Source organism: Streptomyces sp. NBC_01546 (assembly GCF_045208355.1).
Lineage (GTDB): Bacteria > Actinomycetota > Actinomycetes > Streptomycetales > Streptomycetaceae > Streptomyces.
In genome coordinates this window covers 3172497-3187741 of record NZ_CP109379.1, presented here as the reverse complement: position 1 = coordinate 3187741, position 15245 = coordinate 3172497, and the positions used below count along the sequence as shown (strand labels likewise).

Sequence of the window (15245 nt, the reverse complement as noted above, 5' to 3'; positions counted from 1 at the left end):
CCCCATGAGTCTGTACACCCCTGCCGGATTCTTCCTGGTCCGCTCGCCGGCGCTGCCGGTCGACCCGTACGTCGAGGCACTCGACGGCCGGGGCCGGGGTGCCCGCGATCACCTCTGGACGCTGGGGGAGCAGCCCCTGGTCCGACAGGCCGTGCGCGTGGCCAGCCACAGCCTTGCGGAGGAGCTGGAGAAGAGCGCCCCCGGGGCCGACAGCCGCGCCGCCGACCGGATGCATTGCTCACTGCTGCGCTACCTGTCCCGAATGAGCTCCCGGCCCACCCCGTACGGTCTGTTCGCGCAGGTGGAGGCGGGGGAGTTCGGCGAAGCCACCACGCTGGCGCGGACCGGTGAACACCCGGCGGCCGGCAGGACCCGCGCGGACATGGGGTGGCTCATGGCACTGGTCAAGGAGATGGAGGGCGATCCGGAGCTGCGGGGCGAGCTGACGGTCGGACTGAACCCGCTGCTCCAGCGCACCGGCGACCGCATCACGCTGGCCGTGGCTCAGACATCGGTCACGGCGGACCAGCAGTCGAGCAGCGTCCGCGCCACCCGGGCCGTCGATGCCGTCCTGGCCCGAGCCGCCGCCCGGCCGCGCTGGTCAGAGCTGATCGCCGCGCTGGCGGGGGAGTTCCCGGCGGCGCCGCCGGCGAAGATCAAGGCCCTGATGGACCAGTTGTGGGACCTGGGCATGCTGACGAGTGACCTCCGCCCCGCCCTGACCCACCCCTGTCCCGAGCAGGCGGTCCTCGACCGCATCGAAGGCCTCGCCGGCGCCGGCCGCTACCGCCGGGCCCTGCGCCGCACCCGGCAGCTCGCCGCGGCAGCGGACCAGGCCCCGCCCGAGGAAGGCAGCCGACTGCTGGCGGAGCTGTACGACCACCAGCGGGTGGTGGTGCCCGGCCACACACAAAGCCCGTTCCACGCGGACGCACGGCTCGACCTGAGGGGCACCACCCTCCACTCGCAGGTGGCCGACGCCGCCGCCGAGGCTGCCGACGTGCTGCTGCGACTGGGGCAGCAGACACCCCGGCTGCACCATCTCGCCGTGTACCACAGGGAATTCCTCGAGCGCTATGGCGTGGGGGCGGAGGTCCCCGTCCTGGACCTGCTGAATCCCGAGACCGGCCTTGACGCACCCGAGACGTACAGGTATCCGCCCCGCGAACTGCCCCTGACTCCTTCCCCGAGGAAGGACCGGCGGGAGCAGGAGGAGGCACTGGCCGCCCTCGCTGCCGCAGCGCTCCACCAAGGGAAGCGTGAAGTGGAGATCACGGATGCCTTTCTCAAGGCGTGGCAGCCTCGGGACGACGGGGGCTCGGGCCCGGACGCCCGTCCGTCGCTGGACATTATGGGGCAGGTCGTCGCGGGATCGCGGGGACAACTGGACGGCGGAGACTGGAAGTTCGTGCTCAGCACGGGCCCCATGCGGGACGGCGGCCGCTTCGGGGGGCGGTTCTTCGACCTGCTCGGCGAGAACTTCCAGAAGCTGCTACAGGAGTACGCCACGGCCGAGGAGGAGCTCTGCACCGCCACGGTCTTCGCCGAGCTCAACTACGCCCAGCTGGAGGGGCGGCGAGGAAACGTCGCCGTTCACCCGCCGGTTCGCCGCTACGAGATCTGCGTCAACGCCTCGCCCACAGGAGGCGACGTACAGCAGATAGACCTCTCCGATGTACTGGTGGGGGCGACTCCCGACCGCTTCTACCTGCGGTCGGCTCGCCTCGACAGGCAACTGCACGTGACCCAGAGCCACCTCGTCAACTGGGGCAGCGCGCCCAACGTGTGCCGGTTCCTGCTGGAGGCTTCGGAGGACGGCTGGGCCCCCCTCGCCGAGTTCTCCTGGGGCGCCATGGAGCGGGCGCCGTTCCTGCCGCGGGTGACCAGGGGACGGATCGTACTCAAGCCGGCCCGCTGGCTGTTCGGCTCCGACGTCCCGGGATTCCCCGACGGCTGCGCCGACGCCGCGGCCGTGGACCGCGAGGCCTTCTTCGACGCGTTCGGGCAATGGCGGCAGACCTGGCAGGTGCCCCGCTGGGTCCACCTGAGCCTGTTCGACCACCGGATCCTCCTCGACCTGGAGAACCCGCTGTGCGTGGACGAGCTCCAGCGTGCCCTGCGTACCTCCTACGGACCCGGTGGCCCCGGCGCCCTGGTGCTCGAGGAGTCGGTCGCCGATCCCGCCCAGCCGTCCTGGCTGCGCGACGCGGACGGCCGCTCGTACGCGAACGAGATCGTCGTCCCCCTGCTGGCCAGGAAGACGGCGGTGGAAACGCCGGTCCCGGTCGTCTCCCCGGCCGCGGCCCTGGCCGCCCGCGAACTGGCCGCCGACCCCGCCCGTGCCAAGCGCCAGACCGCCGGCGGCGACTGGGCCCACGTGAAGCTCTACGCGGCGGCCGCCCGGCACGAGGACATCCTCAGTGGCGGCCTTCCGGAGCTCATCCGGGGGCTGCGCGAGGAGGGCCTGATCGACCGGTGGTTCTTCATCCGCTACGGCGACCCCCACCCGCACCTGCGGATACGCGTGAGGCGGGCACCCGGGGCCGACGCCTCGGCGCCGCTGGTCCGGCTCGTCGGCTGGGCGAAGGGGCTGGTCGACGCGGGGCTGGCCGCGGACCTGGCGGTCGTCTCCTACGACCGGGAGACCGAGCGGTACGGGGGTCCGCTCGTGATGGACGCCGCCGAGGCGGTCTTCGAAGCGGGCAGCGACATGGCGACCGCGCTGCTGGGCCTGCTCCGCAGCCGTCCCGGCCTGGACGCCGACATCGTCGGCGCGTACGCACTGGACGCGCTCCACCGGCAGTGGGGCGCCGCCCCCGACGGAGGCCACGGCCTCGCTGGGAAGGAGATCCCGTCGGCCACCCGTGAACGGTTCCGCACCGTGCGCCGCACGCTGTGCGACCTGATCGCGCCGTGGGACGAACGCCCGGACCCGCTCGCACGCGAGTGGGCGGACGCGCTGGGCACGGTGCTCGCCGTGCAGGCGGTCGCGGTGGCGGACGCGGGACGGCTCGTGCGGAGCCTCGCCGAGTCCGGCCGGCTGATCGGCACGGAGCGCGAGATCCTCGGGAGCCTCGCCCACATGCAGTCCATCCGGCTTCAGGGCCTCGACCGGGAGCGCGAGGTCCGGTGCGGGCATCTGAGGGCGCTAGCGCTGCGCGCCGTCCAGGGCCGTCCCGCGGCGGGCGGGCGGCGGTGAGCCGGCTGGGGGTGCGGGCCCTGCGCCTGCTGTGGGGGATCAGCCCCCGCCAGGTGCTGTCGGTGTCCGTGATCTCCCTGCTCTCGGCGCTCCTCCCCGCGGTCCAGGTGTACTTCACCGCGCGGATGGTCCAGGCCGTGGTGGACGCGGTGAGCCGGGGGACGGGAACCGCACCGGCGCTCACGGCGGGCGGGTGTCTGGCGGGTGTGGCCGTGGTGAGCCACTTCCTCGCGGTGTTCCAGGACCACCAGCAGGCCCTGCTGCGCAGCCGGCTGCCGGAGGCGGTCGGGCTGTCGGTCATGGAGAAGTCGGCCCGGCTGTCCCTGCGCCAGTTCGAGGACCCGGATACCTACGACCGCCTGCAACGCGCCACCCGGGAGTCCGCGTTCCGGCCCCTCCAGGTCTTCACGCACCTGATCGCGGTGGGCTCCGCGGCGGTGTCCTTCCTGTCGGTCGGAGCGGTTCTGCTGGGGACGAGCGTGCCGGTGGCCCTGGCCATCTGCCTCGCCCCGGTGCCCGCCGCGCTGGTGAGCCTGTACTTCAGCCGGCGTACCCACGCGGTGGAGCACGCCCGGTCGGAGGGACGCCGGCGGCTCACCTACCTGGAGCACCTGCTCACCAACGACCAGACCTACAAGGAAACCCGGCTGTTCGGCCTGGTGCCGCTGCTGCTCGGCCGGTCGCGGACCCTGGTCGACGAGTTCCACGCGACCGACCGGCGCATCGAGCACCGCAGGGCCCTGTTCAGCGCGCTGTTCGGCCTGCTCAGCGCGGGGACGACCGCGGTGGCGATCCTGCTGGCCGTGCGTTCGGCGCTGGGCACCGGCCAGGTGGGCGTCCTCGCCGGATACATCGCGGGCGTCACGCTGATCCAGGCCTCGGTGCGGGGCCTGTTCGCGAGCGGCGTGCAGCTCTACGAGAACTGCCTCTTCCTGAGCCACCTGTTCGCCTTCCTGGACATGGCGGAGGAACCGTCCGAGCCGGACGGACTGCCCGTACCGACCGTGCTGCGACGGGGAATCGAGTTCCAGAACGTCTCATTCCGTTACCCGGGGGACGAGCGGGCGGTACTCGAAGGCGTGTCCTTCACGGTGCCGGCGGGAGCGTGCGTGGCACTCGTCGGAAGGAACGGCGCGGGCAAGTCGACCCTGCTCAAGCTCCTCACCCGGTTCTACGAGCCGACCGGCGGCCGGATCCTGCTCGACGGCAGGCCCCTCACGCACTACGCGCTGAGCGAGCTCCGGGACAGCATCGGGGTGATCTTCCAGGACTACCAGCAGTACGAGGCGCCGGTCCGGGAGAACATCGGCTTCGGCAGGGTGTCCGCCCTGGACGACGACCAGCTGCTGTGGGAAGCCGCCGAGACGGCCGGAGTCCGTGACTTCCTGGCCGGGCTCCCGCGCGGACTCGACGCCCAGCTCGGCCGCTGGTTCCCCGGCGGGCACCAGCTCTCCGGCGGCCAGTGGCAGAAGGTGGCCCTGGCCCGGGCGGTGGTCCGCAGGGCTCCGATCATGATCCTCGACGAGCCCACGGCAGCCATCGACGCCGCCGCGGAAGCCGAGGTGTTCGACGTACTGCGCAGCGTCCACACCCGGGCCACCTCGCTGCTGGTGGCGCACCGCTTCTCCGCCGTCCGTACCGCCGACCACATCGTGGTGCTGGACGGCGGCCGGGTCCTCGAAGAGGGCTCGCACGACGAGCTGATGGCCGCCGACGGCCTGTACGCCTCCCTGTTCGACCTCCAGGCCGCCGGGTACCACTGACCAGGCCGCCCCCCGGCCCGCCCGGCCCCGCCCGCCGCCGCAACGGACCTCAGGCCGTCAGGCCCATGCCCGCCTCACGCCCGTACACCACCGCCTGCGCCCGGCAGTTGACGCCGATCTTCGCGAAGACGGCCGAGACGTGGTTGCGTACGGTCTTCTCGGCCAGGGTCAGGGCACGGGCGATCCGGCGGTTGTCGTACCCCCGGGCCACGAGGTCCAGGATCTCCCGCTCGCGCCGGGTCAGCATCGGCAGCGGATCGTGCTCCGCGGCCCGGCCGGGCGCCCGCAACAGGCCTGTGACCAGCCGGGCCGCGCTGTCGCTGGCGACCATGAAGCCGTTGCCCACCATGTGCACCGCGCCGATCATCTCGGCGGCCCCCGCCGACTTCGACACGTACCCGCGGACCCCGGCCATCAGGGCCGCCCGCAGCAGCCTCTCGTCGTCCCCGTGGCCCGTCATGCCCAGGATCCCCCTCACCCCGGCATCGCGGACCAGCGTTCTGCACACCTCCACAGAGGCGGAACCGGGCAGATCCAGATCCATCAGGACCACATCGGGAGCGGCGCTCAGTACCAGGGGCACCACGTGGTCGAACTCCCCGGCCTCCGCGACGACCTCGATGCCCCCCGCGCTGTCGAGTGCCGAACGGATGCCCGCCCGCAGCAGCGGATGGCGTTCCACGAGGGCGACACGAAGAATGTTCTGATCGGGCGCAGACTTGGTCATGAATGCAACTCCGGTGTAGCGCGGTCAACGTGGCGTCAGCATGCGAGGGCGGCACTAGCGGATTACTAGCGAGGCATGAGCGAGGCGTTCCCGTAGGCTCCCCCCAACGCCCGTTCGGGCGTTGGGGGGAGGGGTGCGGGTTGTTCCACTATCGGGTCCTGGGGCCGTTGGACGTCCGGCGCGCGGGCGAGTCCATAGCGATCACGGCTCCGAAGGAGCGCGATCTGCTCGCCCTGCTCCTGCTGAACGCCGACCGTCCGGTTCCGGCCGAGGAGCTGATCGACGGGATCTGGGGCGGCGAGCCCCCCTCGACGGCCCGCACCACACTGCAGAACTACGTCAAGCGGCTGCGCCACGCCCTGCACGGTTGCCGCGCCGACGGTGAGGTACTGGCGACCCAGCCCGGCGGGTACGTGCTCCGGCTGGACCACGGAGTGCTGGATCTACGGGAGTTCGAGCTGCTGACCCGTGGTGCGGCCGAGGCGTCGGAGCGCGGGGACGACGCCACTGCGTCGGCGCGGCTGCGGGCGGCGCTGGCACTGTGGCAGGGGGAGGCCCTGGCGGGGAGCCGCGCGGACCGGCTGACCCAGGTCGAGGCGCCCCGGCTGAACGAATCCCGGATGGTCGCCTTCGAGAACCGGGTCCAGGCGGATCTGCGGCTGGGCCGTCATGCGGACGTCATCATCGACGTCCAGTCCGCGATCGTGGGCCATCCGCTGCGGGAGCGGCTGCACGGCCAGCTGATGCTCGCCCTGTACCGCTCGGGCCGCCGGGGCGACGCGCTCACCGCCTACCAGCAGGCGCGCGCCCAGCTGGTCCACGACCTGGGACTGGAGCCCGGCCCGGAGCTGGCCGCCTTGCACCGGCGCGTCCTGGCCGGCGACCCGGAACTCCTGGAGCCGCGCGCGCCGCGGACCGAGCCGGGCGCGTCGCGGGCCGCAGGGCGCTCCGCGGGCGCGGCGTCCGGGCAGCTGTCGGGGCAGGCGCCGCCCGCCCAACTGCCCGGATCCACACCGGCCTTCGCCGGGCGAGCGGACGTACTGCGCCGGCTCGACGCGATGCTGCCGGCCGCCGGAACCGTGCCTTCTGGGGTGGTGCGGATCGGGCTGATCACCGGGCAGGGCGGCGCGGGGAAGACGGCCCTCGCGGTCCACTGGGGCCATCGCAGACGGGACGCCTTCCCGGACGGACAGCTCTACGTCAACCTCCGCGGTCACGATGCGGGCCGGCCGCTGCGGTCCATCGACGCGCTCGGCGGCTTCCTCCAGGCCTTCGGCGTGCCGGCTCAGCACATCCCGGTGGAGGAGGACCGGGCGGCGGCGCTCTACCGCTCCCTGTGCGCGGGAAAGCGGATGCTCGTCGTCCTGGACAACGCGCGCTGCGCAGATCAGGTCCGCCCGCTCTTCCCGGGCAGCTCGGAGTGCCTGGTCCTCGTCACCAGCCGGGACTCGCTGGCCGGCCTCGTCGCACGGGAAGGCGCGGCTCCACTGCCGCTGCGGACACTGGAACCCGGCGAGGCCGAGGAAGTACTGCTCAACATCATCGGTGCGGCCAGGGTCCATGCAGAGCCCGAGGCGGCCGCCGTCCTCACGGCCGCCTGCGCCTACCTGCCGCTCGCCGTCGCGATCACGGCGGCCGACCTGGCCGTCCACCCGGACCGGTCCCTCGCCGACCAGGCGGCCCGGCTGGCCGGGGACCGGCTGGGGGCACTGCAGGTTCCGGGGGACGAGGGGACCGCCGTCCGCGCAGTGCTCGACATGTCCTTCGCCACGCTCTCGCCGGCCGCCGCCCGGATGTTCCGTCTCTTCGGGATGGTCCCCGGTTGCGACGTCCCGCTGCGGGCCGCCGCGGCGCTGGCCGGTGCGGAGCTCCCCGCCGCCGCCCGGCTGCTGGAGGAGCTGGTCCGGAGCCACCTGCTGGAGGAGCACGCGCCCGGCCGGTTCACCTTTCACGATCTGCTGCGCGCCTATGCCGTGGAACGGGTCCGGGAACAGGAGGGGGAGGAGAGGCAGGCGGCCGCCCTGGACCGGCTGCACTCCTGGTACCTGGGGAGCACCGACAACGCCGTGCGGCTGCTGCAGCCCGAGACCGTGCGCCTGCCCGTGGAGGCCGCCGGCGAGGCGCTCGGCTTCGACGGCGCCGGTGAGGCCCTGGAGTGGATGGACGCGGAACGGCCGAACGCCGTGGCCCTGGTGCAGCGCGCCGCGGAACACGGTCCGCGGCAGCTCGCGTGGACCCTGGCCGATGCCCTGCGCCCGTACATGATGCGGCGGGCCTACGCGGTCGACTGGCTCGCCGTCGGGACGGCGGGCCTCGCCGCGGCCGAGGCGGACGGGAACCTGGCCGGCCAGGCGGCCGCACACCGCAGCCTGTCGAGCGCGTACCTGAACCAGAGCGACTACGACAGGTCCATGGTCCATGACCACCGGGCCCTGGAGCTCTACCGTGCGACCGGATCGACGCAGGGCCAGAGCTCCGCCCACAACAGCCTCTGCATCGCCACCTGGTACGTGGGCGATCTGAACTGTGCCCTGCTCCACGGCGAGCAGTGTCTGGAGCTCTCCCGCAGTACGGGCTTCCTGGTCGGCGAGGCGATCACGATGGGCAACGTGGGGGCGATCCTGCACGAGACGGGCCGGCTGGCCGAGGCCGAGGAGCTGCTGATCCAGGCACTGGCCCGCTACGAGGAGCTGGGGCTCCAGACGGCCATGGCGATCGCCGAGCGCAATCTCGGGGCGGTCCTCTTCGAGAGCGGGCAAGCGCAGCGGGCGCGTGGAGCCCTCGAACGGGCGGCCGCGATGCAGCGACGCCTCGGCAACGAGACCGACCTCGCATACACCTTCTTCTGGCTCGCTCTGACCATGATCCAGTCGGGCGACCGGGCGGGCGCCCTCGACCACATCGATCAAGGGTTCGAGATCGCGACCGGTGAGGCGCGCGCGGAGTCGTACCTGTACGTCGGGCGGGCCCTGCTCTCGCAAAGCCTCGGCAACCACGGCACCGCCCTGCACCACTTCGGTACGGCGCGAGACCTGGCCCGGCGCTGCAACGCCCGCACCCCCGAGCTGCGGGCCCTGCTGGGGCTGGCCGAGAGCAGCCTGAGGCTGGGGCGGTACGCGGAGGCGGCCGGGTTCGCGGAGGCGGCGCGGGAGCCGGCGAGCCGCAGCGGATACGGGCTGTTCCATGCCAAGGCGCTGATCCTGCTGGCCGAGCTGGACCTGAACGGCGGCGATTTCGAGGCCTCCGCGCGACGGGCCGGGCAGGCGGTCGATCTGCAGCCGGAGGCCGGCCACCGGGCCGGCCGGGCCGATGCCCTGGTCGTCCTGGGGCACGCCCGGCGGGGTGCGGGTGATGAGAAAGGGGCCCTGCGGTCCTGGACGGATGCCCTTGACCTGTACGAGGCTCTCGGTGCCGGGCCGGTCGGGGAACTGCGTGCCCTGATGGCCCGTTGACAGAGCGGTGTGACGTTCACTTTTGTCAAGCGGATTTAGGGGTTCACGTGTCCGCATACCGACCGTGACGCTCCGGAAGGTGAACTAACCGTCCGTTTCGCACGTGTCTGTCTCCTATCCGTTTGTCCGGATTTCGGGTTTTCGACATGGGGCGATGTTGTGAAAACGAGACCACTTAAGTGTGGTTTACGGTCTAGGCGTCCCTGAGGATGGCTCCATTGAGCTCGGGTCAATGGGTCACGCGCTGTGGGGAGCGCCGACTCACGAGCACACACGATGGGGCCGGAAATCGCTGTCAGGGGTGTCAGCGAGTGCCGGGCCCTTCACGTATCGACAGTGACTCCTGAGGAGGCAATTACCCATGCGCGGAGCAACGAGCGCCAAGTGGGTCGCGGGTGCCGTCATCGTGGCGATGGCTGCCACGGCTTGCAGCACCAGCAAGGACGAGGCCGGCAGCAAGTCCGGTGGAAACATCACCGTGGTGCTCGGCGAGCCGCAGCACGGTCTGGTCGGTCAGAACACCGCCGAGTCCGAAGGCGCTGAGGTTCTCAACGCGCTCTTCAAGGGCCTCGTCGAGTATGACAACAAGACCAATGAGCCGAAGCTCGCGGTCGCCGAGTCCATCACCACCACGGACTCGAAGACCTGGACGATCAAGATCAAGGACGGCTTCACCTTCCACAACGGCGAGAAGGTCGACGCGCAGTCGTTCGTCCGCGCCTGGAACTGGGGAGCCAACCAGGACAACGCCGCAGAGGGCCTGCCCTTCTACGACAAGATCGAGGGCTCCGAGGAGCTGGCGCCGGGCAAGGACAAGAAGCCCACCGCCACCGAGCTCAAGGGCCTGAAGGTCGTCGACGAGAAGACCTTCACCGTCTCGCTGAAGGCTCCGTTCTCCCAGTTCAAGACGATGCTGGGCTACAACGCCTTCTACCCGCTGCCGAAGGCCTTCGAAGCCGACCCGAAGAAGTTCGGCGAGGCCCCGATCGGCAACGGCGCCTTCCAGATGGACGGCACCTGGGAGCACAACAAGCAGATCAAGATCAAGAGGTACGACAAGTACCCCTCCGAGGGTCGCGCCAAGCTCGAGGGCGTCACCTTCAAGATCTACGACAACCTGGACACCGCGTACAACGACCTGCGCGCCGACACCATCCAGATCGTCGACAAGCTCCCGATCTCGGCGATGGCCACCGTCTCCCAGGAGTTCGGCGACCGTTACCTCTACAAGCCCGAGTCCGGCGTCGGCTACATCGGTCTCCCGCTGAAGACGAACCCCGAGGCGTTCGGCAAGGTCGAGATCCGCAAGGCCATCTCGATGGCCATCGACCGGGAAGCCATCACGAAGACCATCTTCAACGGCACCCGCAAGCCGGCCGATGACTTCATCAGCCCCATCGTCCCGGGCTACCGCAAGGGCGCCCTGGGTGAGGTCGGTACGTACAACCCGACCAAGGCCAAGGAGCTCTACACCCAGGCCGGTGGCATCCCCGGCAACAAGCTGGAGCTCGGCTACAACGCCGACGGCGGCCACAAGGAGTGGATCGAGGCCGTCGGCAACCAGCTGAAGGCGAACCTCGGCATCGAGGTCACCGCCAAGCCGTTCACCAAGTTCGGCGACATGCTGACCGAGCTGGGCGACCAGAAGTACAAGGGCGCCTTCCGCATGGCGTGGTCCATGGACTACCCGGCGGCCGAGAACTACCTCCGTCCGATCTTCTCCAAGATCGCGATCGACAACGGCTCCAACTACGGTGCCTACGTCAACGAGGAGTTCGAGACCGTCATGGACAACGCCGACAAGGCGACGGACCCGGCAGAGGGCCTCAAGCTGTACCAGCAGGCCGATGACATCATCATCAAGGACCTGCCGTACATCCCGGTCTTCACCTACATGTCTTCCTCGGCCTACTCCAAGTCCGTGAAGAACGTTGAGATCGACGCCCAGGGCCGCATGGACCTGGCCACGGTCGAGCTCAACTAACACCCTTCTTCACACCAAGGGGACAACGGGGGCGGGCAGACGGAATCAGGTTTCCGTCTGTCTGCCCCTTCCCCCTGCTCTTCTGCTGGAGGTCTGATGGGCCGCTACCTCATCCGCCGACTCATACAGGCGATCCCTGTTCTGCTCGGTGCCACGTTCCTGATCTACACGTTGACCTTCCACATGCCGGGAGCTGACCCGATTCAGCTCCTCGCGGGTGACAAGAAGGCCGACCCGCTCGTCGCGGCGATGCTGCGCGAGAAGTACCACCTCGACGACCCGTTCCTGATGCAGTACTGGAACTACATCAGCGGCGTCTTCCAGGGCGACCTCGGTGAAACCCTCACCGGCCGCAAGGTGATCGACCTCATCACCGAAGCGTTCCCGTACACGGTGAACCTCGGTCTGATCGCGTTCATCATGGAGGCCATCGTCGGCGTCCTCGCCGGCGTCATGGCCGCGCTGCGCCGCGGGAAGTTCCTCGACCAGCTGGTGCTGCTGTCCACCCTGATGGTCATCTCCATCCCCGTCTTCGTCACCGGCTTCGTGCTGCAGCTGACGCTCGGCGTGGAGCTCAAGGACGCCTGGGGCATCGACTTCTTCCCGGTCTCCTTCAACGAGGCCGACGGCATCCGTGCCTATCTCCTCCCGGCGTTCGTCCTCGCCTCGACCTCGCTGGCGTACGTGGCCCGACTGACCCGGACCAGCCTGATGGAGACGATGCGCGCGGACTACGTCCGCACCGCGACCGCGAAGGGCCTGCCCCGTCGCCGCGTCGTCGTGAACCACGCGCTGCGCAACGCGCTCATCCCGATCGTCACGTTCCTCGGAGCCGACCTCGGTGGCCTCATGGGCGGCGCGGTCATCACCGAGCGCATCTTCAACATCCACGGCCTCGGCGGTCTGCTCGCCCAGTCCGTGTACCTCAAGCAGGGCGCCGTCGTCGTCGGCGGTGTGACGCTCCTGGTCCTCATCTACCTCGTCGCCAACCTGCTGGTGGACCTGCTGTACGCCGTGCTCGACCCGAGGATCCGCTATGCGTGACACAACTACGGTGGGGGATGAGTTGACCGACACCCAGACCACCGGAGCCCCCGCCACGAGCGCCCCGGTCAAGGGCAACGGCAAGAAGAAGAAGGACCGCGAGGCCAGCCTCTGGTCCGACGCGATCCGCGACCTGCGCCGCAACCCGATCTTCCTGATCGGCACCGTGCTGGTGCTGGCCATGCTGGTCCTGTCGGCCGTGCCGCAGTGGTTCACCGACGGCAGCCCGTTCGACGCCACCGCCTGCACCCTGCAGAACTCGCTCAAGACCCCGAGCGCGGACCACTGGTTCGGTTTCGACATCCAGGGCTGCGACGTCTACACGCGTACCGTCTGGGCGGCCCGGAACTCCGTGATCGTCGGCGTGGTCACCACCACCCTGGTGATCATCGTCGGCGGCGGCCTCGGTCTGCTGGCCGGCTGGCTCGGCGGAATCGCCGACAGCGTGCTGTCCCGCTTCGCCGAGATCTTCTTCGCGCTCCCGCTGCTCCTCGGCGGCATGCTGATCATGTCCGCCCTGCCCGGCAACGCCTGGACGGTCTCCATCGTTCTGGCCACCCTCGGCTGGCCGCAGATCTTCCGCATCATGCGGTCCTCGGTGCTGCAGAACAAGAACAACGACTACGTGATGGCCGCCCGCGCCCTCGGTGCCGGCGCCTGGCGCATCACGATCCGGCACATCCTGCCGAACGCCGTCGCCCCCGTCATCGTGGTCGGCGCGATCAGCCTGGGTGTGTACATCTCCGCCGAGGCGGCCCTGTCGTACCTCGGTATCGGCGTCCAGCCCCCGGAGATCTCCTGGGGCCTGATGGTCAGCGACGCTTCCGTCCGCTGGCTCCAGGCTCCGCACGTGCTCCTCTTCCCGGCCGGCGCGCTGAGCATCACGGTGCTCGCGTTCATCATGGTCGGCGACGCGGTGCGCGACGCCCTCGACCCGAAGCTGCGCTGAGGAAGGGCGTACGTTGACCATCATCGACAAGACCTCGAACGTCCCCGCGCCCCGCTCGGCGCCGGAGGGCATCCCGCTGCTCGAAGTGCGAGACCTGCACGTCGAGTTCCACACCCGCGACGGTGTCGCCAAGGCCGTCAACGGTGTCTCGTACTCCGTGAACGCCGGCGAGACCCTCGCCGTCCTCGGCGAGTCCGGCTCCGGCAAGTCCGTGACGGCACAGGCCATCATGGGCATCCTGGACATGCCCCCCGGCAAGATCCCGTCCGGCGAGATCCTGTTCCAGGGCACCGACCTGCTGAAGCTCCCGGCCGAGGAGTTCCGCAAGGTCCGCGGCCAGAAGATCGCGATGATCTTCCAGGACGCGCTGTCCTCGCTGAACCCGGTGCACACCGTCGGCGCCCAGCTCGGCGAGATGTACCGCGTCCACCGCGGGATGTCCAAGAAGGACGCCACGGCCAAGGCCGTCGAGCTCATGGACCGGGTGAAGATCCCCGCCGCCAAGGCGCGCGTGGGTGACTACCCGCACCAGTTCTCCGGCGGTATGCGCCAGCGCATCATGATCGCCATGGCGATGGCCCTGGAGCCGGACCTGATCATCGCCGACGAGCCGACCACGGCTCTCGACGTGACGGTCCAGGCCCAGGTCATGGACCTGCTCGCGGAGCTCCAGCGCGAGATGAACATGGGCCTGATCCTGATCACCCACGACCTCGGCGTCGTCGCCGACGTCGCGGACAAGATCGCCGTCATGTACGGCGGCCGGATCGTCGAGAACGCCCCGGTCCACGAGATCTACAAGAACCCGGCGCACCCGTACACCCGGGGCCTGCTGGACTCGATCCCGCGCCTGGACCAGAAGGGCCAGGAGCTCTACGCGATCAAGGGCCTGCCGCCCAACCTGCTCAACATCCCCTCGGGCTGCGCCTTCAACCCGCGCTGCCCCAAGGCGCAGGACATCTGCCGCACCGACGTGCCGGTCCTGCACCAGGTGACCGCGCAGGACGGCACCGAGCTGTCCGGCCGCACCAGCGCGTGCCACTTCTGGAAGGAGCAGATCAATGGCTGAGCTCACCAAGAACGTCACCGAGCGCGAGCCGATCCTCCAGGTCCGCAACCTGGTCAAGCACTTCCCGCTGACCCAGGGCATCCTGTTCAAGAAGCAGGTCGGCGCGGTCAAGGCGGTCGACGGGATCTCCTTCGACCTCTACCAGGGCGAGACCCTCGGCATCGTGGGCGAGTCCGGCTGCGGCAAGTCGACCGTCGCCAAGCTCCTGATGAGCCTGGAGACCGCCACCGCCGGCGAGGTCTTCTACAAGGGCCAGGACATCACCAAGCTGTCCGGCCGGGCCCTCAAGGTCGTCCGCCGCAACATCCAGATGGTGTTCCAGGACCCGTACACCTCGCTGAACCCGCGCATGACGGTCGGCGACATCATCGGGGAGCCGTACGAGATCCACCCCGAGGTGGCTCCCAAGGGCGACCGGCGCCGCAAGGTCCAGGAACTCCTGGACGTCGTGGGCCTCAACCCGGAGTACATCAACCGCTACCCGCACCAGTTCTCCGGCGGCCAGCGCCAGCGCATCGGCATCGCCCGCGGCCTCGCGCTCAACCCGGAGATCATCATCTGCGACGAGCCGGTCTCCGCGCTCGACGTGTCGGTGCAGGCGCAGGTCATCAACCTGATGGAGAAGCTCCAGGACGAGTTCAACCTGTCCTACGTCTTCATCGCGCACGACCTGTCGATCGTCCGGCACATCTCGGACCGCGTGGGCGTCATGTACCTCGGCAAGATGGCCGAGATCGGCACGGACACGCAGATCTACGACCACCCGACGCACCCCTACACCCAGGCGCTGCTGTCGGCGGTCCCCGTCCCGGACCCCGAGGTCCGCGAGAACCGCGAGCGCATCATCCTCACCGGCGACGTCCCGTCCCCGGCCAACCCGCCGTCGGGCTGCCGCTTCCGCACCCGCTGCTGGAAGGCCCAGGACAAGTGCGCCACCGAGGAGCCGCTGCTGGCGATCCCGGAGCGCTTCAAGGGCCAGGACACCTTTGCCGCGCACGAGTCGGCGTGCCACTTCGCGGAGGAGAAGGCCATTCTGGCCGTCTGATCCGCCGCCGTAT

The 15245-nt window shown here is 69.9% G+C and carries 9 protein-coding genes; 8 read left to right on the top strand and 1 reads right to left on the bottom strand.

Features of this window, described 5'->3' with window-relative positions:
- Positions 1 to 4: 4 nt before the first annotated feature.
- Both OHA89_RS14185 and OHA89_RS14180 read left to right on the top strand, forming a co-directional pair.
- The gene (locus OHA89_RS14185) at positions 5 to 3199 is read left to right on the top strand and encodes a lantibiotic dehydratase (protein WP_406366297.1); all 3195 of its coding nucleotides are present in this window, start codon (positions 5 to 7) and stop codon (positions 3197 to 3199) included.
- The gene (locus tag OHA89_RS14180) at positions 3196 to 4962 is read left to right on the top strand and encodes an ABC transporter ATP-binding protein (RefSeq protein WP_406366295.1); all 1767 of its coding nucleotides are present in this window, start codon (positions 3196 to 3198) and stop codon (positions 4960 to 4962) included. The genes OHA89_RS14185 and OHA89_RS14180 overlap by 4 nt, the downstream gene beginning before the upstream one ends.
- A 49-nt stretch (positions 4963 to 5011) precedes the next feature.
- Here the strand turns inward: OHA89_RS14180 and OHA89_RS14175 are convergent, their stop codons facing one another.
- The gene (locus OHA89_RS14175) at positions 5012 to 5689 is read right to left on the bottom strand and encodes a response regulator transcription factor (protein WP_266615157.1); all 678 of its coding nucleotides are present in this window, start codon (positions 5687 to 5689) and stop codon (positions 5012 to 5014) included.
- Positions 5690 to 5829: 140 nt separating this feature from the next.
- On the opposite strand from OHA89_RS14175, the gene OHA89_RS14170 reads away from it, so the two are divergent.
- From OHA89_RS14170 to OHA89_RS14145, 6 genes are all read left to right on the top strand, one after another.
- Positions 5830 to 9141, top strand: coding sequence for an AfsR/SARP family transcriptional regulator (locus OHA89_RS14170; protein ID WP_406366293.1), 3312 nt, complete (start codon positions 5830 to 5832; stop codon positions 9139 to 9141).
- A gap of 361 nt (positions 9142 to 9502) precedes the next feature.
- Entirely contained in the window at positions 9503 to 11125 is a 1623-nt protein-coding gene (locus OHA89_RS14165) for an ABC transporter substrate-binding protein (RefSeq protein ID WP_257554332.1), read from the top strand.
- A 96-nt stretch (positions 11126 to 11221) separates the two neighbouring features.
- Complete coding sequence (locus tag OHA89_RS14160) at positions 11222 to 12169, top strand: ABC transporter permease (protein WP_215145095.1); 948 nt, start codon at positions 11222 to 11224, stop codon at positions 12167 to 12169.
- The gene (locus tag OHA89_RS14155; RefSeq protein WP_215145097.1) at positions 12162 to 13118 is read left to right on the top strand and encodes an ABC transporter permease; all 957 of its coding nucleotides are present in this window, start codon (positions 12162 to 12164) and stop codon (positions 13116 to 13118) included. Before OHA89_RS14160 ends, OHA89_RS14155 begins: the two co-directional genes overlap by 8 nt.
- Positions 13119 to 13131: 13 nt before the next feature.
- Positions 13132 to 14187 (top strand): ABC transporter ATP-binding protein, encoded by a 1056-nt coding sequence (locus tag OHA89_RS14150; RefSeq protein ID WP_257554331.1) that lies wholly within the window; start codon positions 13132 to 13134, stop codon positions 14185 to 14187.
- A complete protein-coding gene (locus OHA89_RS14145) occupies positions 14180 to 15232 on the top strand; it encodes an ABC transporter ATP-binding protein (RefSeq protein WP_215145101.1) in 1053 nt (350 codons plus the stop codon). The genes OHA89_RS14150 and OHA89_RS14145 overlap by 8 nt, the downstream gene beginning before the upstream one ends.
- The last annotated feature ends 13 nt before the right edge of the window (positions 15233 to 15245 follow it).

Bases quoted from the DNA above. Each gene is read 5' to 3' on its own strand.
- OHA89_RS14185 (WP_406366297.1), top strand. From the start codon at position 5: ATGAGTCTGTACACCCCTGCCGGATTCTTCCTGGTCCGCTCGCCGGCG.
- OHA89_RS14175 (WP_266615157.1), bottom strand. From the start codon at position 5,689: ATGACCAAGTCTGCGCCCGATCAGAACATTCTTCGTGTCGCCCTCGTG.
- OHA89_RS14165 (WP_257554332.1), top strand. From the start codon at position 9,503: ATGCGCGGAGCAACGAGCGCCAAGTGGGTCGCGGGTGCCGTCATCGTG.
- OHA89_RS14160 (WP_215145095.1), top strand. From the start codon at position 11,222: ATGGGCCGCTACCTCATCCGCCGACTCATACAGGCGATCCCTGTTCTG.
- OHA89_RS14155 (WP_215145097.1), top strand. From the start codon at position 12,162: ATGCGTGACACAACTACGGTGGGGGATGAGTTGACCGACACCCAGACC.
- OHA89_RS14145 (WP_215145101.1), top strand. From the start codon at position 14,180: ATGGCTGAGCTCACCAAGAACGTCACCGAGCGCGAGCCGATCCTCCAG.